Raw genomic sequence first — 24,337 nt, forward strand, 5'->3', positions numbered from 1 at the left:
GGGCCTACGGTAATTATGATGTTTGATGCCCTCACCCAAACCCTCTTCCCGTGGGAGAGGGAACCAAAACCTCGTAGGCCGGGTAAGGCGAAGCCGCCACCCGGCTTTTTACTGTGCCGGAGCCACCGCCGACACCACGCCGCCGGTCATTGTCTGCTGCACCTGCTGTTTATCCATATTTACCGCGCTCAGCTTCCCATTCACCGTCGGCTTCAGTGGCACATTCGCCTGCACGCTGCCGCTGGCGGTGAGCTGAATATTGCCGTCCCCCGCAATCGGCAGCGCTGGCCAGCCCCACTGCTGCAATACGTTGAGCGGTACGCCGCGCCCGTTCAGGCTCACGTTGGTTTGCCGCTGGGGCAGCAGTGACACGGTGGCGGTCGCTTCCAGGATCCCTTTCTCGGTAAAGGCGCTCAGGTCGGTAATATTTACCGTCGCGGCGTTGGCGTTCAGCGCCAGCGACGGGCGTCGCACGTCGACGCGGTTAAAGGTTGCTGCCGCGCCGTTCAGGGTTGCGTTACCGCCCCATATGCCCCATTTGCGATCTTTCGCCAGCCGCAGATTTGCGCCATAGCCGTCAAGGGAGGTGATCTGCCACGGGAAGGCAGGATCGATGTCGATCACCAGGTTGCGGCTCAGGCCAAATTTTTTCAGCGTCACGCTGTTCAGCCATGCCGGGAGCGGATCCATCCACAGCGTTTTCCAGTTTTCCGGAAGCGTATATTCCAGCCCGGCAATGGCAACGTCATCCAGCACCAGCGCCTGACCCTCGCGCAGCCAGTTGCCGGAGGTGCGCACCATGCCCCCTTCCCAGCGGGAGGTGAACTGACGCAGCGCAATGCCCTGAGGCGAGAATTCCGCGTTCAGGATGGGATCAAACAGGTGCAGCGAGCCGTAAATAAACTCGCTGGCGTTCATGGATAACCGTCCCTCCTGGCTCTGCCAGTCACCTTTACTCAGGGTGAGGTTACGCAGGCTGAGATCGAGGTCGGTTACCGCCCAGTCAGGCCCCTGTAGACGGGCATCGGTCACGTCCAGCCGCCCAATCTGTAACGAAGGCAGGGTGACGATTGGGGCGAAGAAATCCAGCAGCGATTTGTCGCTCTGCATGCGGATCTCATTCAGACGCAGGGTATCAATTACCCAGCTGCCGTCAGCATTACGCTGGGCAGAGCCCGTCAGGGAGCCGCGCCCCATATCGGCGCCGATGGTGTTAAGCACCACCTCATTGCCGTTCAGCTGCCCCTGAATCAGCACGTTATTCGCCGGTATGCCGTTGAGCGTGAGCGAGCCGGCGCTCATCTGAATGCGCGCGTTTTTCCCCAGCACGTTACCCGCCTCGGGCTGCCACGGGCTGACGCCGCCCGTAACCTTTTGCGCGCTGAGATCCCACGCCGTGTTCGGGCTGTTAAAGGCCATGTTATTCAGTTGCAGACGGTCGGCCTGGAACGGCAGCGGCGCCGTCTGCGGCGATAAGTTCAGCGTGCCGTCGGACAGGGTGATGGCGTCCATGTGCAGCGGGTCGGTGATTTGGCGACTGCTTAAGCCGATATCCACCTTTTTAGCGACCAGCGTGGCCGGTTTGCCATCTCGTCCGAAGGTGACGTTTTCCAGAAGGATGTGAGAAGGGGATGAAAACCGGTGATCCATCAGGTCAAAGTTGAGCTCGTAATCGGTATTCACCGTGATCCAGCTGCTGACCTGCGATGCGCCCCAGCGGGTCTGGAGCAGAAAATAAAAGGCGAGCACTACGATGAGCAGGGCTACCAGAAGATAGATAAGCAGCTTTCCAATAAATTTCATGGTCTTCCTTCCCGCGAAACGTACATAAAGGAGTTATGCACGATTTATGCGCAATGCTCAAGGCGGGAATGGTGTAAAGAGGTGTCACGGCAGGCATTGACAGCCTGCCGTGAGGGGGAATCAGTTCTTTTCAGGCGGGAAAACGAGGTTCAGCACGATAGCGGTAATACCGCCCGCGGCGATGCCGGAAGAGAGCAGGTTTTTCACCCAGTCCGGAGCAAACTGCAAAATCATCGGCTGCTGGGAGACGCCCAGACCCACGGCGAGCGACAGCGCGATAATCATGATTGCGCGGCGGTTCAGCGGCTCGCGGGAGACGATACGCACGCCGGAGGCGGCAATGGTGCCAAACATGACCAGCGTCGCGCCGCCCAGTACCGGCTCAGGAATGTGCTGCACAAACCCGCTCACTGCCGGGAACAGCCCGAGGACGACCAGCATCAGCGCCACCACGAAGCCCACGTAGCGGCTGGCCACGCCGGTCAGCTGGATCACGCCGTTGTTCTGGCCAAAGCAGGAGTTCGGGAAAGTGTTGAATACCGCCGAGACAAACGAGTTCAGCCCGTTTGCCAGCACGCCGCCTTTGAGGCGTTTCATGTACAGCGGGCCAGAGACCGGCTGCTCGGAAACGTCGGAGGTGGCGGTGATATCGCCGATGGTTTCCAGCGAGGTGATCATAAAGACCAGCATCAGCGGCAGCAGCAGACTCCAGTCAATGCCCAGGCCGTAGTAGAGCGGCGTTGGCACGGTAATCAGCGCGCTATTAGTCGGCGCGGTGTTTTCCGGCAGCATACCCAGCGCCCACGCCAGCAGGTAACCGGCCGCCATGGCGATCACCAGTGATGCAACGCGCAGGTACGGGTTACGCTGGCGGTTGAGCAGAATAATGATCGCCAGCACTACGCCTGCCAGCAGCAGGTTTTTCGGGGCGCCAAAGGTATGGTCGCTCATTGCCGCGTAGCCGCCCCCGATGGAGGTCAGGCCTACCTGAATCAGCGACAGGCCGATAATCATCACCACCACGCCGGAGACCAGCGGGGTGATCACCCGGCGCGCCAGGTGCAGAACGCGGGAGATAATCATCTCCGTGCAGCTTGCCAGCATCAGGGTGCCGAAAAGCGCCGCCATCATGGTCGGCACGTCCGCGCCGCCGGTTTTCAGCGCCGTACCGCCCATGATCAGCGGTGCCACAAAGTTAAAGCTGGTGCCCTGAATCGACAGTAGCCCAGACCCCACCGGACCCCAGGCTTTAATTTGTATGATGGAGGCCACGCCGGAGGCGAACAGAGACATACTGATGATGTGCTGCGTATCCTGTGCCGGTAACCCCAGCGCCTGGCAAATCAGCAGCGCCGGCGTAATGACCGCCACGAACATCGCCAGCAGGTGCTGACAGGCGGCAAAGAGGGTTTGAGGCAGCGGGGGACGATCTTCAAGGCGGTAAATCAGTTCGCTGTTTTGCTTCTGCGCAATCGGTTGCGCATCAGAAGACTCCAGAGTGTTAACAGACATCGGCGGCAATCCCACGGTGGAAAAGCGGGCATTTTAGCTGACCATCTGGTAAAAGCAAACGATTGCCAGCAAAAAAAAGAGAGAAAATCTGCCGGTGTGAGCAGGTTTTCTACAACCAACAGGAAAAAAAAATTACACTTTTCGCGCCGGCGGCTCATGACGAGCATCACCCGGCCCAGGATAACGCCGCGTGTGTATGGAACACGCGCATAACAGGAGCCTTCTATGATTCATCTCGATACGTTGTCGACCCTTGTTGCCGCAACGCTGGTTCTTCTGCTTGGTCGCAAGCTGGTACACAGTGTTTCCTTTCTGAAAAAGTACACCATTCCTGAACCCGTCGCCGGTGGATTGCTGGTGGCGCTGGCCCTGCTGGTGCTGAAAAAAAGCATGGGCTGGGAAATCGATTTTGATATGTCCCTGAAAGATCCGCTGATGCTGGCTTTCTTTGCCACTATCGGCCTGAACGCCAACCTCGCAAGCCTGCGTTCGGGCGGCAAGGTGCTGGGCGTTTTTCTGATTGTCGTGGTGGGCCTGCTGCTGATGCAAAACGCCATCGGCATCGGTATGGCGTCGCTGCTGGGGCTGGATCCGCTGATGGGCCTGCTGGCGGGGTCGATTACCCTCTCAGGCGGCCACGGAACGGGCGCGGCGTGGAGCAAGCTGTTCATCGAACGCTATGGCTTTGAAAACGCAACGGAAGTGGCGATGGCCTGCGCGACCTTTGGTCTGGTGCTTGGCGGCCTGATTGGTGGCCCGGTGGCGCGCTATCTGGTGAAGCACTCCACCACGCCGGAAGGCAGACCAGACGATGAAATGGTCCCGACCGCGTTTGAAAAACCGGACGTTGGCCGCAGCATCACCTCGCTGGTGATGATTGAAACCATCGCCATGATTGCCATCTGCCTCACCGTGGGCAAAATCGTTGCGCAATGGCTGGCGGGAACGGCGTTCGAACTGCCAACCTTTGTCTGCGTGCTGTTTATCGGGGTGATCCTGAGCAACGGTCTGGCGCAGATGGGCTTCTACCGCGTCTTTGAACGCGCGGTGTCCGTGCTCGGGAACGTCAGCCTGTCGCTGTTCCTGGCAATGGCGCTGATGAGCCTCAAGCTGTGGGAACTCGCCTCGCTGGCGCTGCCGATGGTGGCGATTCTGGCGGTGCAGGCCGTGTTTATGGCGCTGTATGCCATCTTTGTCACCTGGCGGATGATGGGCAAAAACTACGATGCGGCGGTGCTGGCAGCAGGACACTGCGGGTTTGGACTGGGGGCAACGCCAACGGCCATCGCCAACATGCAGGCGATCACCGAACGGTTCGGCCCATCGCACATGGCGTTCCTGGTGGTGCCGATGGTGGGCGCATTCTTCATTGATATCGTCAACGCGCTGGTGATTAAGCTCTACCTGATGCTGCCGATGTTTGGCTGACCGTCAGGCGTTGGAATACCGCTCGGTTTCCGGCATCCAGCGTTCAATCAACGCTGCCGCCTGTTCGGGGTAGCGTTCATGAATATGGCGCGCAAGGCGTTGTACTTCGGGGATCATGGCCTGATCGCGCAGCAAATCCGCCACTTTAAATTCGGCGTTACCCGTCTGACGCGTGCCCAGCAGTTCGCCCGGGCCGCGGATCTCCAGATCTTTTTGCGCGATGACGAAGCCGTCATTGCTGTCGCGTAAGACCTGCAACCGCATCTGCGCGGTTTTCGACAGCGGGGCTTTGTAGAGCAGCACGCAGTGAGAGGCGATCGCGCCACGGCCCACGCGGCCTCGCAGCTGGTGGAGCTGCGCAAGACCCAGACGCTCCGGGTTCTCAATAATCATCAGGCTGGAGTTTGGCACGTCCACGCCCACTTCAATGACCGTCGTGGCGACCAACAAATGCAGCTCACCCTGCTTGAACGACTGCATCACCGCCTGCTTCTCGGCGGGCTTCATGCGCCCGTGCACCAGACCAACGTTCAGCTCCGGCAGGGCGAGCTTCAGCTCTTCCCACGTGGCTTCGGCAGCCTGGGCTTCCAGCAGCTCAGACTCTTCAATCAGGGTACAGACCCAGTAAGCCTGGCGGCCTTCCTGCGTGCAGGCGTTGCGCACACGGTCAATAATGTCGCTGCGGCGCGTGTCCGGAATGGCGACCGTGGTCACCGGCGTACGGCCCGGCGGCAGTTCGTCGATGGTGGAGGTATCCAGATCGGCATAGGCCGTCATCGCCAGGGTGCGCGGGATAGGCGTGGCGGTCATGATCAGCTGATGCGGATGGAAGCCCTGTTGCAGGCCTTTCTCCCACAGCGCCAGACGCTGATGCACACCAAAGCGGTGCTGTTCGTCGATAATGACCAGCGCCAGGCCGTTAAACTGCACCTGTTCCTGGAAAATAGCGTGTGTGCCGACAATCATCTGCACCTGCCCGCTGGCAATGGCTTCCTGCTGCGCAAGGCGCGCTTTGCCCTTCTGCTTCCCGGCCAGCCAGCCCACTTCGATGCCCAGCGGGGCGAACCAGTTACGGAAATTGTTGGCATGCTGCTCGGCCAGCAGTTCCGTCGGCGCCATCAGCGCCACCTGCTTGCCGTGGGCGATGGCGCGTAACGCGGCCAGCGCGGCGACCAGCGTTTTACCGGAACCGACATCGCCCTGCACCAGGCGCATCATCGGCACGTCAAGCGCCATATCGCGTTCGATCTCGGCGGTGACCCGCGCCTGTGCGCCGGTGGGTTTAAACGGGAGTGAGGCCAGCAGCTTATCCTTGAGTTCATCGCGCTGGCTTAATGGCTGCGCGTGGAAGCGCTGCGCACCTGCGCGCAGTGCCAGCATGCTCAGGTTATGAGCCAGTAATTCCTCAAGGATAAGACGCCGTTGGGCGGGGTGTTTACCGCTTTCTAAATCAATAAGCTGAAGCGTTGGCGGTGGACGGTGCAGGGTGCGCAACGCCTCCGGCAGGCTCATCATGCCCTGCGCCAGCTCCGGTGGCAGCAGCTCGTTAATGGCGCAGGTATCGAGCAGCTCCAGCGCCTGGTCGGTGAGCTTGCGCAGCGTTGCCTGCTTGATGCCCTCGGTGGTCGGATAGACCGGCGTGAGCGTCTCCTGTAGCTCAGGTGAGCTAAGATCGCCCTGCACGCGGTATTCCGGGTGGATCATCTCCGCGCCGTATTTGCCACGTTTCGCTTCGCCGTACGCGAGCACGCGTCGTCCCGTGGCAAGGCTGTTTTTCATCGCCGCGCTGAAGTTGAAAAAGCGCAGGGTAAGAATGCCGGTCCCGTCGCTGATCTGGCAGGTCATCATCCTGCGTCCGCCAAAGGTGATGTTGCAGTTCAGCACTTCCCCTTCAACGGTGGCATAGATGGCAGGCAGCAGATCGCCAATCTTATAAAGCTGGGTGCGGTCTTCGTAACGCAGGGGGAGGTGGAGCAGGAGATCCTGCACGGTGTGCAGGCCAATTTTGGCCAGTTTACTGCTTTGTGCCGCGCCCACGCCCGTCAGGCTGTTGAGCGGTATGGCGTCCAGCAGGCGGCCTTTCATCTTTTACCCTGCGTACTGCATGGTGGACCACCACTCGGCATCGGCTTCAATTTCGCCCTGCGCGTTGACGTGGGGGTAAGGCAATTTCTTCTGCTTCGCAACGCGAGCCAGCACCGGATAGCCACCTTCAAACAGCAGGCGCTGCTGCTCATCTTCCGGCAGCATGCTGTTGCTGCGCTCGTACATGCCGGCGTTCTGACGCTGGCGCTGCGCTTCGTACAGAATCAGCGCAGAGGCGACCGACACGTTGAGCGACTGGACCATGCCGATCATCGGAATGATGATGTCCCGATCGGCCAGTTCCAGTGCTTCCTGCGTGATCCCCGTTTTCTCCTGGCCCATTAAAATACAGGTTGGACGGGTATAGTCGATCTCACGGAAATCCACGGCTTTAGCAGAGAGGTTGGTTGCCAGAACCTGCATACCACGCCCTTTCAGGTGCGAGACCGCTTCACCAATGCTCTGGTGCGTTTTAACGGATACCCAGCTGTTGCTGCCTGCGGCGGTGGAGGCCATGGTACGCATACGTGCGCCCGGCCAGACGGCGTGTACTTCATGCACGCCGACGGCATCTGCGGTGCGGACGATAGCAGAGACGTTATGAGGTTTATGGACCTGCTCCATGCAGACCGTCAGATCAGGCTGACGCCTGGCGAGCATTTCGCAGATTCGCTCGTAACGTTTTGAATTCATAATGCTAGTTTCGGTTTCGGGTGACTTTAATGACGTCCGGCATCACGCGGATCTTGCGCATAATATTCGCCAGATGCACGCGGTCACGGGCGGTCAGGCGAATAAAGGCGCTGTAAACGCGGCCATCTTTTTCTTCCGTATTCAGGCTCTGAATGTTGGACGAGGCCGTGTTGATCGCTGCCGTCAGGTTCGCCAGTGCACCCTGGTGGTTAAACATATCCACCTTGATTTCAGTAATAAATTCCTGCGCCGTCTCTTTATCCCACTCGACCGCCATGAACTTCTCAGGCTCTTTCTGGTAGCCACGGATGTTACGGCAGGATTCGTGGTGGATCACCAGCCCTTTACCTGGGCTGACGTGCGCAATAATCGGGTCGCCCGGGATAGGACGGCAGCATTTGGCGAAGGTGATGAGCACCCCGTCAGCGCCTTTGATCGGCAGGTGACCATGATTTTGTGCGTTAGCTGGAACGGCTGTCGTTTCGCCCTGTTGCAGGTTCTTCGCCACGACCACGCTCATGGCGTTGCCGAGGCCAATCTCAGCCAGCAGGTCATCCAGCGAGGCGAGCTTCATACGCTCCAGCTCATGCTGAATGTTCTCTGGCGGGATTTCAGCCAGTTTGCGACTGCCACCCAGCGCGTGATTGAGCAGACGACGCCCCAGGCTGACGGAGTCGTCACGCTTGAGGTTTTTCAGCAGCTGGCGGATTTTTGCGCGCGCTTTTGAGCTCACGACAAAGTTCAGCCAGGCGGCGTTAGGCCGTGCGCCCGGCGCGGTAATAATTTCTACCGTCTGTCCGCTGAAGAGCGGCTGGGAGAGCGGGTAAGGCTGTCTGTCGACGCGGGCACCTACGCAGGCATGGCCGATATCGGTATGCACGGCGTACGCGAAGTCGACCGGTGTCGCGCCCGCAGGCAGTTCGACAATGCGCCCTTCCGGCGTGAAAACGTAAATCTCATCCGGGAAGAGATCGGATTTAACGCTCTCGATAAATTCAAACGAGCTACCTGCACTCTGTTGCAGCTCCAGCAGGCTCTGCATCCAGCGTTGGGCGCGGATTTGCGCGGTAGTGCTGCTTTCGCCACCGTGCTCTTTATAGGCCCAGTGCGCCGCGACACCCATCTCTGCCATTTGATCCATGTCTTCGGTACGAATTTGTACCTCAACAGGGACACCGTGCGGGCCAATCATGGAGGTGTGCAAAGATTGATATCCGTTCGCTTTTGGAATGGCAATGTAATCTTTGACGCGCCCCGGACGTGGCTTGTACAGGCTGTGCATCTGCCCCAGCACGCGATAGCAGGTGTCTGAGTCATGGACGATCACGCGAAACGCATAAATATCCATGATTGAGTGAAAACGCTGCTCTTTAAGCACCATTTTGCAGTAGATAGAGTACAAATGCTTTTCGCGACCGCTCACGCGGCACGGTATACCGGCTTCCTGCAAACGCCCTTCGATTTCAGAGAGGATCTTTTGAATCATCTCTTTACGGTTGCCGCGAGCGGCTTTCACCACCTCTTTAATCACGCGATAGCGGTTCGGGTACAACGCCTCAAAACCCAGCTCTTCCAGCTCGGTTTTAATATGATGTATACCTAAACGGTGCGCCAGCGGACTGTAGATTTCGAGGGTTTCACGGGCGATGCGGCGACGTTTATCCGGGCGAAGTGAGCCCAGCGTGCGCATATTGTGGGTGCGGTCAGCAAGTTTGATGAGAATGACGCGGATATCCTGCACCATCGCCATGATCATCTTGCGAAAGTTTTCGGCTTGCGCCTCTTTCTTGTCGCGGAATTTCAGCTTATCAAGCTTAGAGACCCCTTCCACCAGCTCGGCAACGCTTTTGCCAAACAGCTGTTCCATATCCTGGTAGGTGGCAGGGGTATCTTCGATCACGTCATGCAGCAGGGCGGCCATCAGCGTTTCGTAGTCGAGTTTCATCTCGGCCAGAATACAGGCTACCGCTACCGGGTGCGTGATGTAAGGTTCACCGCTTGAACGTGTCTGGCCCTCGTGAGCGTCACGTGCAACGAGATACGCCTGCTGAAGACGCTTAATCTGGTCTTCAGGCAGGTAGGTTTGAATCAGTTGATTCAGGCTTTCAAACAGATACAAGGGCGACCCGCAGGTTTAATTAACGACGACCTTCAGCAATAGCGGTAACAGCTTGTAATTCAGCGGCTTCCTGCTCTTGCTGCTCCTGGCGCTCACGCACGTCGAGGATCTGGTTGTTGATCAGACCTTCTTCGATTTCGCGAAGTGCAATAACGGTGGTTTTATCGTTTTCTTCCGGTACCAGCGGATCTTTACCGCCTACCTGCATCTGACGAGCGCGACGCGCGGCGACCAGCACCAGGTCAAAACGGTTACCAATTTTCTCTACAGCGTCCTGAACAGTTACGCGTGCCATACTTAAAATGCTCCACAGGTGAAGAAATGACTGGGCATGATACTGAAAGTGGGTTCAGTCTGCCAACAGTTTGGTGATTAATGCGTCATGTCGCTGCTTCTGGCGGCTCATACGCAGACGTTCTGCGCGAAGGATTGTTTTGAGATCGCTCAGCGCGGCATCAAAATCATCATTCACAATAAGGTAATCATATTCCGCGTAATGGCTCATTTCTGCAACAGCCTGCGCCATACGCTTTGCGATAACTTCTTCGCTGTCCTGGCCGCGGCCACGCAGGCGGCGATCCAGCTCATCTTTCGATGGCGGTAAAATAAAGATACTGCGCGAATCAGGCATTTTCTTGCGAATTTGCTGCGCGCCCTGCCAGTCGATATCCAGGAACACGTTCACGCCGGTCGCCAGAACTTGCTCAATGGTTTCACGCGAGGTTCCGTAGTAGTTACCGAAAACTTCAGCGTGTTCAAGAAACGCGTCTCTGCCAATCATCGCCCTGAATTCATCGTGATTCACAAAGAAATAGTGTTCACCGTGCACTTCACCCGGACGCGGCGCCCGCGTGGTGTGAGAAACAGAAACCTGCGTATCGTACAACGGTTGGGTTTTTAACAGTGCCTGAATAAGGCTGGATTTACCCGCGCCACTAGGGGCAGAAACAATATAAAGCGTGCCTTGAGCCATGAGAGTCTTTTGTATGTGTTAACGAAGAAGTCCTACATACGGGCTTATTATACACGTCGCCGCTGTGTGACGTAGCCTTTGTCACACTTTTTCCCCTGGATTATTGATTTTGCGTGCCGTTTTCAGGTTTTACCCTCCTTTTGCTGCAATAAAAACAATGCGCTGAAGCACGCTCGTAAAATGCCTTTTTGCCGCTGGTCTGCGGCTCTTGGGCAGGGTATACCCTTCGCAAAACCGGGAGGGATGATAATGGTGAGATGGATAAGCATACTGATGTTCTTCTTAAGCAGCGGGGCGATGGCAATCTGCCCGGTCTGGTCGCCGTCGAAGGCCGGGCAGGAGATCGCGGCCCTGAAGGCGCAGCTGGCCCGCTGGAATGATGCTTACTGGAAGCAGGGCAGCAGCGAGGTGAGCGACGACGTTTACGACAGGCTTAACGCCCGATTAAAACAGTGGCAGCGCTGTTTTCACGATGAGCCGCTGCACGACGATCTCCCTGCCGCCAGCGGGACGGTGAAGCACCCCTTCGCCCATACCGGCGTGCATAAGGCAGATAGTCAGCAGGCGCTTAGCCGCTGGATGGCCGCGCAGCAGGATCTTTGGGTGCAGCCAAAGGTGGATGGCGTAGCGGTCACCCTGGTCTACAAAAACGGCAGGCTGGTGCAGGCCATCAGCCGCGGCGACGGTATGCAGGGGGAAGAGTGGACGGCACAGGCGCGAATGATCCCCGCTATCCCGCAAACGCTGTCCGGGCCGCTTGCCAACAGCGTATTGCAGGGTGAACTTTTTCTGCTTCGCGAGGGGCATATTCAACAGCAGATGGGCGGTATGAATGCGCGAGCGAAGGTGGCGGGAGCGATGATGCGCGCGACCGATCGCGCAGCGCTGAAGCAGACAGGCATTTTTATCTGGGCCTGGCCGAACGGTCCAAAAATGATGAAAGCACGCCTTTCCGCGCTGGCAGAGGCCGGTTTTACCCTGACTGCGCGTTATACCTTGCCGGTTAAAAACGCGACTGACGTGGAAGCGCAGCGGACGGCCTGGTTTAAGGCTTCGTTACCCTTTGCCACGGATGGCATTGTGGTTCGCGCCTCGGCAGAGCCGCCGGGAGAGCAGTGGCTGCCGGGAGAAGGGAACTGGGTCATCGCGTGGAAATATCGTCCTGTGGCCCAGGTGACGGAAGTCAAAGCCATTCATTTTACCGTTGGCCGTACCGGGCGGATCACGGCGATTGCGCAGCTTGAGCCGCTTATGCTCGACGATAAACGTGTACAGCGCGTGAGCCTGGGATCGGTCAACCGCTGGCAGATGCTGGATATTGCGCCCGGCGATCAGGTGCTGGTAAGCCTGGCGGGACAAGGTATTCCCCGGCTGGATAAGGTGGTATGGCGCAATGTGGATCGCCATAAACCACAGCCGCCCTCATCGCGCTATAACGGCTTAACCTGTTTCTACGCCTCCCCGGAATGCATGGAGCAATTTTTTGCCCGGCTGACGTGGCTAAGCTCCAGCCAGGCGTTAGATATCAAAGGGATGGGCGAGTCGGGGTGGCGTAACCTCTATCAGGCGCATCGGTTTGAGCATCTCTTTTCCTGGCTACAGCTCACGCAGGCGCAGCTCGCTGCGACGCCGGGGATATCGGCAACGCATGGCGCTGCGCTATGGCATCAGTTTAACCTGGCGCGGGAGCGTCCTTTTATCCGCTGGATCGCCGCGATGGGAATACCGCTGTCCCGGTCGACGCTGAAGGCGGCAGGGGATCGCTCCTGGCAGGCGTTGGTTCAACGAAGCGAAGCGGAGTGGCGGAGGCTGCCGGGTACCGGGCAGGAGAAGGCCCGCCATATCGTAGACTGGCTGCATCAGCCGCAGATTGATGCGCTGGCGAGGTGGCTGGCCGCACAGCACATTGGTGGATTTTAATCTGCGTACAACGTCTGGAGCAGAGCGGCGTCAACACCAAAGGAATGATCCTGAACGGCGTCATTAAGCGGGCAAGCAACGCTTACGGCTACGGCTATCATCACTACGGCTACACCTATTCGAGTAACTGATAATCCGGCGCCTGCCCGTTCTGACATTAATGCGCATTGTGTTTGTAATGAAAAACGGGCAGGCCAAGCTTCAGGCGCAATGCGAGCATGCGCGCGGTGAAACCAAACAGCAGCGTGGAGATAACCACCACATCGTGATTGGTGACATAGTGCTGTAAGGCAACATACAGCACTGCGGCGGCAAAGGAGATGCCGGCATACAGTTCCTTCTGGAAAACCAGCGGGATACGTTTGCAGAACATATCGCGCAGCACCCCGCCAAACACGCCCGTGATCACCGCCGCAATGGTGGCGATAACCGGGCCTTCACCCATATCGAGAGCGATTTGCGCACCAATGATGGAAAAAACAATCAGCCCAAGCGCATCAAGCACGAGGAATAAGCGGCGCAGATGAGGCATCACCGGAGCCACAATCGTGGTGAGTACGGCTGCCGTTGCCACGATAATGACGTACTCAGGGTTTTTGACCCAGCCGAGTGGATAATGGCCAAGCAGGATATCGCGTACGGACCCGCCGCCGAGCGCAGTGGCTGTGGCAATAATGATCACGCCGAAGGTGTCCATACGGCGACGTCCGGCAGCGAGCGCGCCGGTCATGGCTTCTGCGGTAATGCCAATGAGATAGAGAACGTGAAGCAGCATAAAACCTCCGGAATGAAGAAGGGGAGATTAACGATTTGTGCGGGAGATCACGATTGAGATTTTCTAAGGCGAGGTGGTTTTCCCTAAAGGAATTTATCAGCGCACGGCGGGCAGGCTTGATTTAAGGCGGGGAGAGAGAAAGTAAGGCTAAATAAGGATTAGAAAAAGTAATGGGTGGCGTGCGAGGCAGCACCACCCGGAAAGGGATCACTCGATATTCTGGATCTGCTCGCGCATCTGCTCAATGAGGACCTTCAGTTCAATCGCTGAATTGGTCACCTCTGCATTGATAGACTTAGACGCCAGCGTGTTCGACTCGCGGTTGAACTCCTGCATCATAAAGTCGAGACGGCGGCCTACTGCTTCTTTCTTCTTCAGAATGTTGTAGGTCTCTTTAACGTGCGCTTCCAGACGATCCAGCTCTTCAGCCACGTCCACGCGCTGCGCCATCAGTACCAATTCCTGTTCCAGACGGTTGTTTTCGAGCTGGACTTCCGCCTCTTCCAGTTTGGCGACAAGTCGCTCACGCTGCCATTGCAGCACTTCTGGCATATGAGCGCGAACTTTAGCCACTTCGGCGCTCACGCCCTCAAGACGCTGTTCAATCATTGCTTTCAGCGCCTGGCCTTCGGTTTCGCGGGCAACGATAAAGTCATCCAGCGTGCCGTCGAGTGCCGCGAGAATTTCGGCGGTAATCGCGTCCAGATCCTGCTCTCCGGCGGCCATCACGCCAGGCCAGCGCAGAATATCAACCGGGTTAATCTCGCCTTCGTCGCTTTGCATTTTGACCCAGTTCGCCGCATTAACCAGCTGTTTTGCCAGCTTTTCGTTAAGGATCAGTTCACCCTGCGCGCTGGCATCGGGCTCAAAACGCAGATTACATTCCACTTTCCCGCGGGTCAGACGCGTACGGATACGCTCACGCACCACAGGCTCCAGGCTGCGGAACTGTTCCGGCATACGGAAATATGTTTCCAGATAGCGCTGGTTTACCGAGCGCATTTCCCAGGTAGCGCTACCCCAGCTACCCTTGATTTCACGCCGGGCGTAGGCGGTCATACTGCGGATCATAGACATTCCCGTTTTTAAAGGAGAGATGGGGGGATTATAGCTTTCAGGGGCTTCTCAGGATAGGAATAAGCGTCCTTTATCCGTATAATGCGCAGCCACATTCGTTTCAAGCCGGAGAATCCATCATGCGTCCAGCAGGTCGTAGCGCCAATCAGGTGCGCCCCGTCACCCTGACCCGTAACTATACAAAACACGCTGAAGGCTCCGTGCTGGTTGAGTTTGGTGACACCAAAGTGCTTTGCACCGCGTCCATCGAAGAGGGCGTGCCTCGCTTCCTGAAAGGTCAGGGCCAGGGCTGGATCACCGCCGAATACGGCATGTTGCCGCGCGCAACCCATACCCGTAATGCCCGTGAAGCGGCAAAGGGTAAGCAGGGCGGGCGTACTATGGAGATCCAGCGCCTGATCGCGCGTGCGCTCCGCGCCGCGGTTGACCTGAAAACGCTGGGCGAGTTCACCATCACCCTGGACTGCGACGTGATCCAGGCCGATGGCGGCACGCGTACCGCCTCCATTACCGGCGCCTGCGTGGCGCTGGCAGATGCGCTGAACAAGCTGGTTGCCGCCGGTAAGCTGAAAACCAACCCGATGAAAGGGATGGTTGCCGCTGTCTCCGTCGGTATCGTTAACGGCGAAGCACTTTGCGATCTGGAATACGTTGAAGATTCTGCCGCAGAAACCGACATGAACGTGGTGATGACCGAAGATGGTCGCATCATTGAAGTGCAGGGCACGGCGGAAGGCGAGCCATTCACCCATGAAGAGCTGCTCACCTTGCTGGCGTTGGCCCGAGGGGGTATCGAATCCATTGTAACGACGCAGAAAGCGGCGTTAGAAAATTGATTTTAAGGCGACCAATGAGTCGCCTTTTTTTTGCCTGTAAGACAGAAAAAACGAAAGGAGCAAATCCATGAAATCGTATCAGCGCCAGTTTATTGAGTTTGCGCTTAACAAGCAGGTACTTAAGTTTGGCGAGTTCACGCTGAAATCGGGGCGTAAAAGCCCGTATTTCTTCAACGCCGGGCTGTTCAATACCGGGCGCGACCTGGCACTGTTAGGCCGTTTCTATGCCGAAGCGCTGGTGGATTCCGGGATTGATTTCGACCTGCTGTTTGGCCCCGCGTACAAGGGCATTCCGATTGCAACCACCACGGCGGTGGCGCTGTCGGAGCACCATGACCGCGACGTGCCATACTGCTTTAACCGTAAAGAGGCCAAAACCCACGGTGAAGGCGGCAATCTGGTAGGCAGTGCGTTGCAGGGCCGCGTGATGCTGGTCGATGACGTGATCACCGCAGGCACCGCAATCCGTGAATCGATGGAGATTATCCAGGCTAACGGTGCAACGCTTGCGGGCGTGCTGATTTCGCTCGATCGTCAGGAGCGCGGGCGCGGCGACATCTCTGCTATTCAGGAAGTGGAACGCGATTATGGCTGCAAGGTCACGTCGATTATTACCCTGAAAGACCTGATTGCGTATCTGGAAGAGAAGCCTGAGATGGCGGACCATCTGGCAGCGGTAAAAACGTATCGCGAAGCGTTCGGGGTTTAATTGCGTTGCCCGGTGGCGCGACGCTTACCGGGCCAACCCGTTCGTAGGCCAGATAAGGCGAAGCCGCCATCCGGCGATGGCGTTACTGCAATTGTGCTGCCACTAACGGCCAGCGGGCGTCAAAATCGTCCGTTGGTCGGTATTTAAATTCGCTGCGCACAAACCGAGAGAGCATCCCCTCGCAAAATGCCAGGATCTGGCTTGCCAGCAGGGTCTCATCAGTTGTATACCCCTCACCTTCCCGCATTTTTTTCTCGCGCAGAACCTGACGCAGCTGAGCTTCGATACGCTCAAAAAGCTGATTTATACGGCCTTGCAGACGATCCTGTTCAAACATCAGCGCGTGGCCGGTCAGAATACGGGTCAGACCCGGGTTACGTTCACCAAAGCCCAGAATCAGCAGCACAATCAGACGCAGACGCGCGCTGGTGTCTTTTTCATCTTTCAGAATCAGGTTGATGCGCGTGATCAGGCTATCTTCAATAAACTCGATCAGGCTGTCGAACATCCGGGTTTTACTCGGAAAATGACGATACAGCGCCGCTTCTGATACGCCCACAGAGGCCGCCAGCTTTGCGGTGGTGATGCGTTGACTGCCGTCGCTGGATTCAAGCATCAGAGCCAGAGATTGAAGTATTTCTTCGCGACGATTCCTTTTCGCGGTTTGTTTTTCTGCCATGTTACAAAATACCCCTGAAAATAAGCACTTGTCAGGCTGGCAACCACACAGCGACCCGCAAACTGACGTTTGCGGTTTGTTATTGCATTATGGCGCTGTGAGATGCGTGTTTGTCGGGCGGTTATTTGCGCCCGGAATGGCCGAAGCCGCCTTCGCCACGGTCGGTGGCGTCGAAGTCTGCCACCAGGTTAAATTCTGCCTGCACCACCGGTACAAACACCATCTGCGCGATACGCTCGCCCGGCTCAATGGTGAAGCTGTCCTGGCCACGGTTCCAGACGGAGACCATCAGCTGACCCTGATAGTCAGAGTCGATCAGGCCGACCAGATTACCCAGCACGACGCCATGCTTATGGCCCAGGCCAGAGCGCGGCAGGATCACTGCTGCCAGTGACGGGTCAGCAATGTGAATCGCCAGTCCGGTCGGGATCAGGGTCGTTGCACCCGGCGCCAGTTCTACGGCGTCGTCGAGACAGGCGCGCAGGTCAAGACCGGCAGAGCCGGAGGTGGCATACGTTGGCAGCGGAAATTGCTCGCCAACGCGCGGGTCCAGAATCTTAACGTCGATTTTTTTCATCATAACGGGTAACGATCTCGTCCAGTAATTGTTGGCCCAGGAGTGCTTTGCGCTCAAGCGGTAAGACTTTATCTCCATCCTGCCAGAAAAGGTGCAATGCGTTGCTGTCGCTGTTAAATCCTTGCGTGGACAGCGATACGTCGTTCGCGCAAATTAAATCGAGGTTTTTGCGGGTACGTTTTTGCCGGGCATATTCTTCCACATTATTCGTTTCTGCGGCAAACCCAACAACGTAAGGACGATGAGTTTTCAATGCGGCGACACCGGCAACGATATCCGGGTTCTTCACCATTTTTATTGTTAATTCATCGCCTTGCTTTTTAATTTTGGCGTCAGCAATGGTTTCAGCACGGTAATCAGCGACGGCCGCACAGCCGATAAAAATATGCTGCTGTTGTGCATGCGCCTGTACGGCGGCGTTCATTTCCAGCGCGGTCGTCACATCAATACGTTGCACAAACGCCGGTGTGGTAAGCGACACCGGGCCGCTCACCAGCGTGACGTTCGCGCCGCGTTTGGCCGCCGCGGCGGCAATGGCAAAGCCCATTTTGCCGGAGCTGTGATTGGTGATGTAACGCACCGGATCCAGCGGCTCGCGCGTTGGGCCCGCGGTAATCATGATGTTGAGATGTTGCAGATCGTTGACAGGCGAGAAATGGGCGGCGGCCATATCAACAATCGTCAATGGGTCGAGCATACGGCCCGGCCCCACGTCGCCACAGGCCTGGCTGCCGCTGTCCGGTCCCCAAATCAGCAGGCCGCGCGCGGCCAGCGTTTCCAGATTATGCTGGGTGGCGGCATTGCGGTACATCTGCTGGTTCATGGCGGGCACAACCGCGACGGGCGCAGGCGTGGCGAGGCAAATGGTCGATACCAGATCGTTCGCCATTCCCGCCGCCACGCGGGCAATTACATCTGCCGTGGCGGGGGCAAGGATAACCAGATCGGCCCATTTCCCCAGCTCAATGTGGCCCATTGCGGCTTCGGCCGCCGGGTCGAGAAGGCTGTCGGATACTGGGTATCCCGAGACGGCTTGCAGGCTTAGCGGGGTGATAAAGGCTTTGCCGCCTTCGGTGATCGCGACCCGTACGTCGGCCCCGCGCTCGCGCAAACGGCGCACAAGGTCTAGCGTTTTATAGGCAGCAATACCGCCGCTTACGCCAAGAACGATTTTTTTACCGGCCAGGCTCATCATGATTCTTTCCTGTTGGGTTCACCAGAGAGCGGGCATTTTATCACAATCCCTAAAACGGGGTGATGATGTCCTTTATTCACTTTGCGAGGCGTTACGCAAGAACGAAACGTCAGCGTCGAGCCCCGAATTTGCCTGTGGCAGCATAATGGCAAACAGAAGGAGGCCGGGCATGGAAGAGACTGAACTGCTGCTACCGCGTGAAAAAATGCTGCGCCATGGCGTCACGTTGCTGAAAGACGACGAGCTGCTGGCGCTCTTTTTACGCACCGGCACGCAGGGAAAAACGGTATTTACGCTGGCGAAAGAGCTGATAGACCATTTTGGTTCACTGCATGGTTTGCTGACCGCCGAGCTGGAGGCGTTTACGCACGTGGAGGGCATCGGCGTGGCGAAATATGCCCAGCTGCGGGGCATTGCGGAGCTTGCCCGGCGATTTTATAACGTGCGTATGGAGGAAGAAGACCCGATCCTGACCCCGGACATGACCCGCGAATTTCTGCAAAGCCAGCTCTCCGATCTGGAGCGGGAGATCTTCATGGTGATCTTTCTCGACAACAAAAACCGGGTACTGAAACATACCCGCCTTTTTTCGGGAACATTGAGCCATGTTGAGGTGCATCCGCGTGAAATTGTGCGGGAAGCGATAAAAGTGAATGCAGCCGGCGTGATCCTCGCGCATAATCACCCCTCTGGCTGTGCAGAACCAAGCAGAGCTGACAAAGCCATTACCGAACGTATTATCAAATGCTGTCAATTCATGGACATTCGTGTGCTGGACCATCTGATAATTGGCCGCGGAGAGTACATTTCTTTTGCCGAACGTGGCTGGATTTAGGCCTTTTCTCGCGATCCATCGGGATCTTTGTCTGTTCGGGACTTGAGCACACCGCCGAGTCAGCGTATACTACGCCACCTTTGAGAATCTCGGGTTTGGCATTTGGGCCTGGCAATCGAGAGTTCAATAGAACTATGCGATGACCGGGCTGTAAAGCCTGACGAGGCGCCGATACCCCATACGAAGCTCGAGCTAATTTGATTTTTGGAGAATAGACATGTCCCGAGTCTGCCAAGTTACTGGCAAGCGTCCGGTGACCGGTAACAACCGTTCCCACGCACTGAACGCGACTAAACGCCGTTTCCTGCCGAACCTGCACTCTCACCGTTTCTGGGTTGAGAGCGAGAAGCGTTTTGTCACCCTGCGCGTATCTGCTAAAGGTATGCGTGTAATCGATAAGAAAGGCATCGATACAGTTCTGTCCGAACTGCGTGCCCGTGGCGAAAAGTACTAAGTACTTAAAGAGGAAATAAATCATGGCTAAAGGTATTCGCGAGAAAATCAAGCTGGTTTCTTCTGCTGGTACAGGTCACTTCTACACCACCACGAAGAACAAACGTACTAAGCCGGAAAAACTGGAACTGAAAAAATTCGATCCAGTTGTACGCCAGCACGTACTGTACAAAGAAGCTAAAATCAAATAATTTTAGTCTCCTTGTATTGAAAAACCCCGCATCTGCGGGGTTTTTTGCATTCTGCATCTCAACGGAGGAACCATGCCTGAATTACCTGAGGTAGAGACCAGCCGCCGCGGTATTGAGCCGCATCTGGTCGGCGCGACTATTCTTCATGCTGTCGTTCGCAACGGGCGTCTGCGCTGGCCGGTTTCCGATGAGATCCACGCGTTAAGCGATAAACCCGTCCTGAGCGTGCAGCGCCGCGCGAAATACCTGCTGCTGGAGCTGCCTGACGGCTGGATCATTATCCATCTGGGCATGTCGGGCAGTCTGCGCATCATCACCGAAGAATTGCCTGCGGAAAAGCACGATCACGTTGACCTGGTGATGAGCAACGGCAAAGTGCTGCGTTATACCGACCCGCGTCGCTTTGGCGCATGGCTGTGGACCAAAGAGCTGGAAGGGCACAACGTGCTGGCGCATCTCGGGCCTGAGCCGCTCTCTGAGGCGTTTAACGCGGATTATCTCAAAGAGAAGTGTGCGAAGAAGAAGACCCCGATTAAACCCTGGCTGATGGATAATAAGCTGGTGGTGGGCGTGGGGAATATCTATGCCAGTGAATCGCTGTTTGCCGCCGGGATCCATCCCGATCGGCTGGCCTCTTCGCTGTCGGCACAGGAGTGCGAGCTGCTGGTCAGAGTGATTAAAGCGGTACTGCTGCGCTCAATTGAGCAGGGCGGGACGACGCTGAAGGATTTCCTGCAAAGCGACGGGAAGCCGGGCTATTTTGCGCAGGAGTTGCAGGTTTATGGCCGTAAGGGTGAGCCATGCAGGGCCTGCGGGACGCCGATTATTGCCACGAAGCATGCCCAGCGGGCCACGTTCTACTGCCGTCAGTGCCAGAAGTAAGGTTACTTTAGCTTTTCCATCAACGCCTGGTGGACGTTAATCGGCAGGAAGTGGGTAACGTTCCCGTGATGGCGCGCCACCTCTTTCACCAGCGAAGACGAGATGAAGGACCACTCTTTGGAGGGCATCAGGAATACGCTCTCCAGCTCCGGCATCAGATGGCGGTTCATGTGCGCCAGCTGCATCTCGTATTCGAAGTCTGCTACCGCGCGAAGCCCGCGGATCAGGATAGTGGCCTGCTGAGCACGGGCAAAGTTTGCCATCAAATCGCTGAACCCGACGACCTCAACATTCGACAGATGCGAAATCGCATCGGTGGCCAGCTGTACGCGTTCGTTCAGGTCGAACATCGGCTTTTTGCTCGGGCTGGCGGCGATGGCCAGAATCACCTTGTCGAACATACTCGCCGCACGGGTGATGATATCAAGATGACCGTTAGTGATTGGATCGAAGGTACCCGGATAAATCGCTTTTGTGCTCATGGCTCACGTTTTCTCTGAGTAGCCGCGGTTCAGCGCCCACAGCTCGGTGTATTTGTTGAAAGTATACTGGGCATTGACCACCGCCAGTAACCAGCCCTGTTTGCCGTCCAGCACGCCGCCGCGCAGCAGCAGCGTTTTCAGAAACGCGCCCAGCGTGTGGGTGAAGATACCCGTCAGCGTGGCCTTCTTGCCGCGCTGGTGGCGTTCCTGCGCCCATGCGGTGGCATAGTTGAGCTGTTTACACTGGAAGCTGGCGAAATCACGGCAGGTCAGATGAAGCAGATCGCCCGTCAGGGGGATCACCTGAGCGTTATCGCAGGCCAGCGACTCATGAACAAGGTTATCGTTGTACTGATAACGCTCGCGCGCATAGAGGCGCATCACGCGGTCGGGATACCATCCGCTGTGGCGCATAAAGCGGCCCAGGAAATAGTTACGGCGCGCGATACTGTAGACCGCGCCAGGCTGCGGCGCGGCAAGCACCGTTTGAATGGCCTGCCGGAGTTCCGGGGTGACGCGCTCGTCGGTGTCGATCATCAGCACATAATCGCCCGTGGCGAAACCCTGCGCACGCTGGCGCTGAATGCCGTAGCCCTGCCAGTCGGTGTCGGTAAAGACTTTTGCGCCCGCAGCTCGGGCAACGTCCACCGTGTTGTCCGTGCTTCCGGAGTCGAGAATGACGATTTCGTCAGCCCAGGCAACGGAGGCCAGGCAATCCGGAAGCAGGTCGGCGGCGTTTTTGGCGATCATCACGACCGACAGACGCGTTGACATCAGTGGCTCCGCTGCGGCAGATAAGGTTGCAGAAGTTGCAGCAGACGGGTCAGTGCGCCCTGGTTCTGATGCAGGACTTCAACGGCATGACGACCGTACCACAGGCGGTAATCTTCGTCAGTCAGAAGGGTAGAGACCTCTTTGACCACCGAATCCGCGTCGGTCACAGTGATTAAGCCGTCGGCTTGCTGCAATTTAGCGCAGATATCTTTGAAGTTAAACGTGTGCGGCCCCATCAGAACAGGGATGGCGTGGGCCGCCGGCTCCAGCGGGTTATGGCCACCGCGCTCTACCAGGCTGCCGCCGACAAAGGCGAGATCCGCAATGCCGTACAGCAGCATCAGTTCGCCCATCGTATCGCCAATCACCACCTGCGTACTGCCTGAGGGGATTTCCCCGCTGCTGCGCAGGGTGAAGCTGAAACCGCCTTTTTGCACCATCTCGCGGGCATCTTTGAAACGCTCCGGATGGCGGGGAACCAGAATCAGCAGTAAATCAGGGAATTTTTCCAGCAGCTGGCGGTGAGCCTGAAGAATAATCGCTTCTTCGCCGTCATGGGTGCTGGTGGCAATCCAGACCTGACGACGCGGCGCCCACTGTCGACGCAGCGTGACCGCACGGGCGGCGAGTTCTGGAGTGACGGAAATATCGAACTTCAGGCTACCCGTGACCGCAAGCTGGTTGCGTTTCAGCCCGAGGGCGATAAAGCGCGCGGCATCTTCTTCGTTCTGCGCGGCAATCAGCGTGATTTTGCTGAGCAGGCGACGCATAAACTTACCCAGCTTGCCGTACCCTTTCGCCGAGCGTTCTGACAGACGCGCGTTGGCGATAACCAAAGGGATTTTACGGGCATGCAGGGCGGAAATCATATTCGGCCACAGTTCGGTTTCCATGACGATCACCAGTTTAGGGCGAACGGTATTGAGGAAACGGTTCATGGCGCAGGGAAGATCGTACGGCAGATAGACGTGATGCACATCTTTACCGAAAGCAGACATCACACGCTCTGAGCCGGTTGGCGTCATCGTGGTGACGGTGATGGGCAGCGACGGATAGCGGTGGCGCAGGGCACGCACCAGCGGAATGGCCGCCAGCGTTTCCCCGACTGACACGGAATGCAGCAGAATACCGTCCGGCGCCACTTTATTGCGGCAGTAGCCATAGCGTTCGGCCCAGCGTTTACGGTACGCAGGCGCTTTACGGCTACGGAGCAACAGTCGCAGCCATACCAGTGGCTGAATGATGTAGAGCAGGGCGGTATACAACAATTCCAAGCGATTATCCGTTTTTTTAGTTTCGGCCGGGAAATTCTAAGCATTTAAGCGTGCTAAAGCTATCTCTTATGCCAGATACCGTTTTAAACGGAAGTAGCGGCGGCCCAGGCGCCAGCGCAAACGCGGGCTTTTGGCACTCTTCCAGATGAGCTTCCAGATCCCGGTATCGAAGAACTCTTTGATTATCATTGATTTCTTCGCCTCATCCTTCATGTTGTCGAAGGTATGAATAATTCCCAGCCCCTCTTTGGCGATTTGCCAGTGGCAGGCTGGGATATTTTTCACTTTATCCGGGTAACGCTGGTTAATGGCATCAAGCATCTTCAGGATCTTCATGTAATGACGCGCGGAGCGAATAAGCGTGTCGTCATTATCCGGGGTGTGCGATACCGAGGCGGAGTGTATGTAGTAGTCGTAAAAGCGTTCGCTGGTGTACTGAACGCGTTCCGCAGCAAGCAGCACCTCGGTAGTCCACGGGATATCCTGATGGCGCAGGCCAGGCTCGAAGCGGAAACCGTTCTGACGAATAAAATCGTGGCGATAGATATTCAGCCAGGTCACATGGAGGAACTTACGTGAATCCAGCGCCTTTTTTAGCCATGCCGCGCCATTCATGACGCCCGTTGAGGCGAGCTTATCTTCAGGGAAGATAGGGCGAGACGGTTTTTTGTTATTTTCCCAGACGTAGTTGCCATTGCAGGTGGCGACGTCCAGGTTCTGCGTGACGGCCATATCCAGCAGACGCTGGTACATGCCGGGTTTAAAGACGTCATCAATATCCGGGAAAGAGAGATATTGGCCGGTCGCTACGGCCAGGCCGGTATTACGCGCGATGGACACGCCCTGATTAGGTTGTTCAATAACCTGCATCTGTGGCAGCGTTTCACGCCATTTTTCGACAATCTGCATCGAGCGGTCAGTAGAGCCATCATTGACGATGATGACTTCCATACTGTCGATATGTTGATTGACAAGGCAGGTAAAGAACTGATCGAGAAAAGCTTCACCGTTATAAACGGCAACCACCACGCTTAACAAAGGCGCTGAATTTTGCATATGAAACCT

The 24,337-nt window shown here is 56.8% G+C and carries 24 protein-coding genes and 1 pseudogene; 9 read left to right on the forward strand and 16 right to left on the reverse strand.

Annotated features, from left to right (window positions below):
• Window positions 1–108: 108 nt before the first annotated feature.
• Both E0L16_RS14595 and xanP read right to left on the reverse strand, forming a co-directional pair.
• Window positions 109–1,803, reverse strand: a complete 1,695-nt coding sequence (locus tag E0L16_RS14595) for an AsmA family protein (RefSeq protein ID WP_131637230.1) — start codon at window positions 1,801–1,803, stop codon at window positions 109–111.
• Between the two features lie 120 nt (window positions 1,804–1,923).
• Window positions 1,924–3,315, reverse strand: a complete 1,392-nt coding sequence (xanP, locus tag E0L16_RS14600; RefSeq protein WP_063868754.1) for a xanthine/proton symporter XanP — start codon at window positions 3,313–3,315, stop codon at window positions 1,924–1,926.
• A gap of 225 nt (window positions 3,316–3,540) precedes the next feature.
• Between xanP and gltS the strand changes: the two genes are divergently transcribed.
• Window positions 3,541–4,743 (forward strand): sodium/glutamate symporter, encoded by a 1,203-nt coding sequence (gene gltS, locus E0L16_RS14605; protein WP_006812438.1) that lies wholly within the window; start codon window positions 3,541–3,543, stop codon window positions 4,741–4,743.
• A 3-nt stretch (window positions 4,744–4,746) separates the two neighbouring features.
• On the opposite strand, the gene recG is transcribed toward gltS, so the two are convergent.
• Genes recG through gmk form a run of 5 tightly spaced genes read right to left on the reverse strand, consistent with a single transcriptional unit; the run spans window position 4,747 to window position 10,613 of the window.
• Entirely contained in the window at window positions 4,747–6,828 is a 2,082-nt protein-coding gene (recG, locus tag E0L16_RS14610; protein WP_063868759.1) for an ATP-dependent DNA helicase RecG, read from the reverse strand.
• 3 nt (window positions 6,829–6,831) lie between these two features.
• Window positions 6,832–7,521 (reverse strand): tRNA (guanosine(18)-2'-O)-methyltransferase TrmH, encoded by a 690-nt coding sequence (gene trmH / locus E0L16_RS22125; protein WP_063868761.1) that lies wholly within the window; start codon window positions 7,519–7,521, stop codon window positions 6,832–6,834.
• A gap of 4 nt (window positions 7,522–7,525) precedes the next feature.
• Window positions 7,526–9,640, reverse strand: a complete 2,115-nt coding sequence (gene spoT / locus E0L16_RS14615) for a bifunctional GTP diphosphokinase/guanosine-3',5'-bis pyrophosphate 3'-pyrophosphohydrolase (RefSeq protein WP_022646616.1) — start codon at window positions 9,638–9,640, stop codon at window positions 7,526–7,528.
• 19 nt (window positions 9,641–9,659) lie between these two features.
• Window positions 9,660–9,935, reverse strand: a complete 276-nt coding sequence (gene rpoZ / locus E0L16_RS14620; protein ID WP_000135058.1) for a DNA-directed RNA polymerase subunit omega — start codon at window positions 9,933–9,935, stop codon at window positions 9,660–9,662.
• 54 nt (window positions 9,936–9,989) lie between these two features.
• Window positions 9,990–10,613 (reverse strand): guanylate kinase, encoded by a 624-nt coding sequence (gmk, locus tag E0L16_RS14625; protein ID WP_006177710.1) that lies wholly within the window; start codon window positions 10,611–10,613, stop codon window positions 9,990–9,992.
• 249 nt (window positions 10,614–10,862) lie between these two features.
• Between gmk and ligB the strand changes: the two genes are divergently transcribed.
• Entirely contained in the window at window positions 10,863–12,533 is a 1,671-nt protein-coding gene (gene ligB / locus E0L16_RS14630; RefSeq protein WP_131637231.1) for an NAD-dependent DNA ligase LigB, read from the forward strand.
• A 5-nt stretch (window positions 12,534–12,538) separates the two neighbouring features.
• Window positions 12,539–12,664, forward strand: a pseudogene (locus tag E0L16_RS22055) (hypothetical protein); the annotation flags it as partial.
• 26 nt (window positions 12,665–12,690) lie between these two features.
• On the opposite strand, the gene E0L16_RS14635 reads toward E0L16_RS22055, so the two are convergent.
• Together E0L16_RS14635 and E0L16_RS14640 are read right to left on the reverse strand one after the other, a co-directional pair.
• Window positions 12,691–13,308: a trimeric intracellular cation channel family protein gene (locus E0L16_RS14635; RefSeq protein ID WP_131637232.1), complete on the reverse strand. Its 618-nt coding sequence runs from the start codon at window positions 13,306–13,308 to the stop codon at window positions 12,691–12,693.
• 207 nt (window positions 13,309–13,515) lie between these two features.
• The gene (locus E0L16_RS14640; protein ID WP_003860907.1) at window positions 13,516–14,379 is read right to left on the reverse strand and encodes a YicC/YloC family endoribonuclease; all 864 of its coding nucleotides are present in this window, start codon (window positions 14,377–14,379) and stop codon (window positions 13,516–13,518) included.
• 125 nt (window positions 14,380–14,504) lie between these two features.
• On the opposite strand from E0L16_RS14640, the gene rph reads away from it, so the two are divergent.
• Window positions 14,505–15,221, forward strand: a complete 717-nt coding sequence (rph, locus tag E0L16_RS14645; RefSeq protein ID WP_013094888.1) for a ribonuclease PH — start codon at window positions 14,505–14,507, stop codon at window positions 15,219–15,221.
• 67 nt (window positions 15,222–15,288) lie between these two features.
• Complete coding sequence (pyrE, locus tag E0L16_RS14650; RefSeq protein WP_107534402.1) at window positions 15,289–15,930, forward strand: orotate phosphoribosyltransferase; 642 nt, start codon at window positions 15,289–15,291, stop codon at window positions 15,928–15,930.
• Window positions 15,931–16,012: 82 nt separating this feature from the next.
• Here the strand turns inward: pyrE and slmA are convergent, their stop codons facing one another.
• The 3 genes from slmA to coaBC all read right to left on the reverse strand — a co-directional run bounded on the left by slmA (window position 16,013) and on the right by coaBC (window position 18,378).
• A complete protein-coding gene (gene slmA / locus E0L16_RS14655) occupies window positions 16,013–16,609 on the reverse strand; it encodes a nucleoid occlusion factor SlmA (RefSeq protein WP_063868771.1) in 597 nt (198 codons plus the stop codon).
• A gap of 121 nt (window positions 16,610–16,730) precedes the next feature.
• Window positions 16,731–17,189 carry a dUTP diphosphatase gene (gene dut / locus E0L16_RS14660; RefSeq protein ID WP_015570042.1) on the reverse strand — a complete coding sequence of 153 codons (459 nt, stop codon included), beginning with the start codon at window positions 17,187–17,189 and terminating at the stop codon, window positions 16,731–16,733.
• Window positions 17,167–18,378 carry a bifunctional phosphopantothenoylcysteine decarboxylase/phosphopantothenate--cysteine ligase CoaBC gene (coaBC, locus tag E0L16_RS14665; RefSeq protein ID WP_131637270.1) on the reverse strand — a complete coding sequence of 404 codons (1,212 nt, stop codon included), beginning with the start codon at window positions 18,376–18,378 and terminating at the stop codon, window positions 17,167–17,169. Before coaBC ends, dut begins: the two co-directional genes overlap by 23 nt.
• Window positions 18,379–18,550: 172 nt before the next feature.
• Here coaBC and radC point away from each other — a divergent pair, with 172 nt between their 5' ends.
• From radC to mutM, 4 genes are all read left to right on the forward strand, one after another.
• On the forward strand, window positions 18,551–19,216 hold the full coding sequence (radC, locus tag E0L16_RS14670) for a RadC family protein (RefSeq protein ID WP_063868776.1): 666 nt from the start codon (window positions 18,551–18,553) through the stop codon (window positions 19,214–19,216).
• Between the two features lie 217 nt (window positions 19,217–19,433).
• Window positions 19,434–19,670, forward strand: coding sequence for a 50S ribosomal protein L28 (gene rpmB / locus E0L16_RS14675; RefSeq protein WP_002436699.1), 237 nt, complete (start codon window positions 19,434–19,436; stop codon window positions 19,668–19,670).
• A 22-nt stretch (window positions 19,671–19,692) separates the two neighbouring features.
• On the forward strand, window positions 19,693–19,860 hold the full coding sequence (rpmG, locus tag E0L16_RS14680) for a 50S ribosomal protein L33 (protein ID WP_003024094.1): 168 nt from the start codon (window positions 19,693–19,695) through the stop codon (window positions 19,858–19,860).
• Between the two features lie 72 nt (window positions 19,861–19,932).
• Window positions 19,933–20,742 carry a bifunctional DNA-formamidopyrimidine glycosylase/DNA-(apurinic or apyrimidinic site) lyase gene (gene mutM, locus E0L16_RS14685; RefSeq protein ID WP_131637233.1) on the forward strand — a complete coding sequence of 270 codons (810 nt, stop codon included), beginning with the start codon at window positions 19,933–19,935 and terminating at the stop codon, window positions 20,740–20,742.
• 2 nt (window positions 20,743–20,744) lie between these two features.
• Here the strand turns inward: mutM and coaD are convergent, their stop codons facing one another.
• The 4 genes from coaD to E0L16_RS14705 form a co-directional block, all read right to left on the reverse strand.
• On the reverse strand, window positions 20,745–21,224 hold the full coding sequence (gene coaD, locus E0L16_RS14690; RefSeq protein WP_131637234.1) for a pantetheine-phosphate adenylyltransferase: 480 nt from the start codon (window positions 21,222–21,224) through the stop codon (window positions 20,745–20,747).
• A gap of 3 nt (window positions 21,225–21,227) precedes the next feature.
• Window positions 21,228–21,998 (reverse strand): glycosyltransferase family 2 protein, encoded by a 771-nt coding sequence (locus E0L16_RS14695; protein ID WP_131637235.1) that lies wholly within the window; start codon window positions 21,996–21,998, stop codon window positions 21,228–21,230.
• Entirely contained in the window at window positions 21,998–23,272 is a 1,275-nt protein-coding gene (waaA, locus tag E0L16_RS14700) for a lipid IV(A) 3-deoxy-D-manno-octulosonic acid transferase (RefSeq protein WP_003860874.1), read from the reverse strand. Before waaA ends, E0L16_RS14695 begins: the two co-directional genes overlap by 1 nt.
• A gap of 66 nt (window positions 23,273–23,338) precedes the next feature.
• Entirely contained in the window at window positions 23,339–24,328 is a 990-nt protein-coding gene (locus E0L16_RS14705) for a glycosyltransferase (RefSeq protein ID WP_063452138.1), read from the reverse strand.
• Between the last annotated feature and the right edge of the window lie 9 nt (window positions 24,329–24,337).

Origin of the sequence: Enterobacter quasihormaechei, from assembly GCF_004331385.1 — a bacterium.
In the GTDB taxonomy this organism is placed as follows: Bacteria; Pseudomonadota; Gammaproteobacteria; order Enterobacterales; family Enterobacteriaceae; genus Enterobacter; species Enterobacter quasihormaechei.

Bases quoted from the DNA above. Each gene is read 5' to 3' on its own strand.
- mutM (WP_131637233.1), top strand. From the start codon at position 19,933: ATGCCTGAATTACCTGAGGTAGAGACCAGCCGCCGCGGTATTGAGCCG.
- rph (WP_013094888.1), top strand. From the start codon at position 14,505: ATGCGTCCAGCAGGTCGTAGCGCCAATCAGGTGCGCCCCGTCACCCTG.
- ligB (WP_131637231.1), top strand. From the start codon at position 10,863: ATGGTGAGATGGATAAGCATACTGATGTTCTTCTTAAGCAGCGGGGCG.
- recG (WP_063868759.1), bottom strand. From the start codon at position 6,828: ATGAAAGGCCGCCTGCTGGACGCCATACCGCTCAACAGCCTGACGGGC.
- coaBC (WP_131637270.1), bottom strand. From the start codon at position 18,378: ATGAGCCTGGCCGGTAAAAAAATCGTTCTTGGCGTAAGCGGCGGTATT.
- rpmB (WP_002436699.1), top strand. From the start codon at position 19,434: ATGTCCCGAGTCTGCCAAGTTACTGGCAAGCGTCCGGTGACCGGTAAC.
- pyrE (WP_107534402.1), top strand. From the start codon at position 15,289: ATGAAATCGTATCAGCGCCAGTTTATTGAGTTTGCGCTTAACAAGCAG.
- E0L16_RS14695 (WP_131637235.1), bottom strand. From the start codon at position 21,998: ATGTCAACGCGTCTGTCGGTCGTGATGATCGCCAAAAACGCCGCCGAC.
- xanP (WP_063868754.1), bottom strand. From the start codon at position 3,315: ATGTCTGTTAACACTCTGGAGTCTTCTGATGCGCAACCGATTGCGCAG.
- E0L16_RS14635 (WP_131637232.1), bottom strand. From the start codon at position 13,308: ATGCTGCTTCACGTTCTCTATCTCATTGGCATTACCGCAGAAGCCATG.
- gltS (WP_006812438.1), top strand. From the start codon at position 3,541: ATGATTCATCTCGATACGTTGTCGACCCTTGTTGCCGCAACGCTGGTT.
- E0L16_RS14595 (WP_131637230.1), bottom strand. From the start codon at position 1,803: ATGAAATTTATTGGAAAGCTGCTTATCTATCTTCTGGTAGCCCTGCTC.
- rpoZ (WP_000135058.1), bottom strand. From the start codon at position 9,935: ATGGCACGCGTAACTGTTCAGGACGCTGTAGAGAAAATTGGTAACCGT.
- E0L16_RS14705 (WP_063452138.1), bottom strand. From the start codon at position 24,328: ATGCAAAATTCAGCGCCTTTGTTAAGCGTGGTGGTTGCCGTTTATAAC.
- coaD (WP_131637234.1), bottom strand. From the start codon at position 21,224: ATGAGCACAAAAGCGATTTATCCGGGTACCTTCGATCCAATCACTAAC.
- trmH (WP_063868761.1), bottom strand. From the start codon at position 7,521: ATGAATTCAAAACGTTACGAGCGAATCTGCGAAATGCTCGCCAGGCGT.
- E0L16_RS14640 (WP_003860907.1), bottom strand. From the start codon at position 14,379: ATGATCCGCAGTATGACCGCCTACGCCCGGCGTGAAATCAAGGGTAGC.
- slmA (WP_063868771.1), bottom strand. From the start codon at position 16,609: ATGGCAGAAAAACAAACCGCGAAAAGGAATCGTCGCGAAGAAATACTT.
- gmk (WP_006177710.1), bottom strand. From the start codon at position 10,613: ATGGCTCAAGGCACGCTTTATATTGTTTCTGCCCCTAGTGGCGCGGGT.
- dut (WP_015570042.1), bottom strand. From the start codon at position 17,189: ATGATGAAAAAAATCGACGTTAAGATTCTGGACCCGCGCGTTGGCGAG.
- radC (WP_063868776.1), top strand. From the start codon at position 18,551: ATGGAAGAGACTGAACTGCTGCTACCGCGTGAAAAAATGCTGCGCCAT.
- rpmG (WP_003024094.1), top strand. From the start codon at position 19,693: ATGGCTAAAGGTATTCGCGAGAAAATCAAGCTGGTTTCTTCTGCTGGT.